Source organism: Mycobacterium sp. TH-M25, from assembly GCF_057473665.1.
Genome location: NZ_JBYCLA010000233.1, coordinates 1 through 1,855 on the forward strand (window position 1 = coordinate 1; position 1,855 = coordinate 1,855).

Here is a 1,855-nt window from a genome sequence, read left to right on the forward strand (position 1 = left end):
GCCGCCAGTTTCTCGCGGCTCGGTCCGTCACCGCCGTAGTACGACAGCAGGCATTTCAGGCCGGCGGTGGGCAGCCCGCGGGTGGTCCCGATACCGCCGGGGCCCATCAGCACCAGCCGGCCGACGCGCCCCGGGGTGTCCAGAGCCAGGCGCAGCGCAGCCGCTCCGCCGTAGGAGTTGCCCACCAAATGCGCTGTCGGGATACTCAATTCGTCGAGCAGACCGCGGATCGCGGTGGCCAGAAACCCGAACGGATCCTCGTGGTCGACGCGCTTGCTGGAGCGACCGTACCCGGGCATGTCGGGAACGACTACGCGAAACCGCCGGGCGAGTGCGTCGATGTTTCTCGAATAGTTCGACAAGCCCGACGCGCCGGGACCTCCGCCGTGCAGCAATACCACGGTCGGCCCGTCCCCGCCGGTGTCGGTCACGAAGACCTCGGCGCCCCGCACGCGCACGGTGCGCTCCGAAGCGAGCGTGCTGTGGTGGTCGTCGGGCATGGCGTCGCTGCTCATGCGTGATCCTTCACTCGATGAATTGCTTTGGCCGTAAAACCGGCCGGAGGCGCGGGAAGTGGTTGTTCGCCGCCGGCCGCGTAGACGAATCCGTCGGGCCGCACGGCCACCACGGACGCCTGCTTTTTCTCCAGCCAGCGCGTCAGCACGCCGTCGCGGTCGACGATGCGTCCCGCGGACGGATCGCCGCCCGGCGGGGCGATTCCGATGATCGTCACCCCGGCCGAGCGCCACGGCCGCCACGGGCTCTGCGGACCGATGTGCAGCACACTCCACCCGCCGCCGATCACGTCGTCGAGGCGCACCCGATCGCCCCGTTCGTCGATGACCCATGGTTGGGGGATGAGCCACCCGACCGCCGGATTGCCGTTGCGGGCCAGGAGCCCTTCGCGGTAGCGGGCGTCGGGCAGCCAACGGTGTTCGAGCAACCAGTTGGTGAAGTAGGGGAATTTGCTTGCGGTTCGGAAGAGGTGGTTGCGCACGGCAGCACGCCAGCGGTTGCGTTCGATGATGATCTTGCCCGTCTTGACCGCGCGGTCGGTGACTTGCTTGACGTGGGGCAACCGCTCGGCTTCATAGGTCTCGAGCACCGATTCGGGCAGCGACCCGGTCAGCACCGCATCCAGTTTCCAGCACAGGTTCGCCACATCGCGTACGCCGGCACACATGCCCTGCCCGATCCACGGCGGCATCGCGTGAGCGGCGTCGCCCGCGAGGAATATCCTGCCCACCCGCCAGCGGTCGGCGAACCGGACGTGATGGCTGTAGCAGGCGAAGCCGAGGATCTTGACGTCGGCTTCGGTGATTCCCTGCCCGGACAGGACATTCCAGATGGCGTCCTCGTTGAGCAGGTCGTCCTGGTTCTCCTCGTCGCGCACCGGGAATTCCCAGCGGTGGTGCCCGAGAGGAGTGGGGCAGTCGACGGTGGGGCGTTCGGGATTGCAGTGGAAACGAAGCCGGTCATGGCCGGGCCACTGCTTGAGCACCTTGGTGTCGATCACGATCCAGCGCTCCGAGTAGGTGCGTCCGCCGAAGCCGATGCCCAGTTGCGCGCGGATGGAGCTCGACCCGCCGTCGGCGGCGATGACGTAGCCGGCGCGGATCCGCTTGAACTCGTCGGTGGTCAGATCGGCGAGCATCAGCTCGACACGGTCGGGGTGCTGAACCAGGCGCAGGCACTCGTGTTCGAGTAGCGCCGAGACGTTCGGGAAGCGGTCGACGCCCTCCCGCAGGACTTTGTCCACCGCCGGCTGATAGATGAACTGCTGCGGCGGGTGCCCGTTGCCCCGGTCGAGGGGGACCAGCTTGGCGAAGGGCACACCGTCGGCGTCGACGAAGTT

2 protein-coding genes are annotated in these 1,855 nt (G+C 67.8%); both read right to left on the reverse strand.

What is annotated here, in order from left to right; all coding sequences use genetic code 11:
• On the reverse strand, window positions 1-515 hold a 515-nt coding region (locus AC2VOU_RS07785), incomplete at its 3' end, for an alpha/beta fold hydrolase (RefSeq protein ID WP_486956853.1).
• Window positions 512-1,855: FAD-dependent monooxygenase (locus tag AC2VOU_RS07790; protein ID WP_486956854.1), on the reverse strand; the 1,344-nt coding region annotated here is incomplete at its 5' end. The genes AC2VOU_RS07785 and AC2VOU_RS07790, both read right to left, overlap by 4 nt.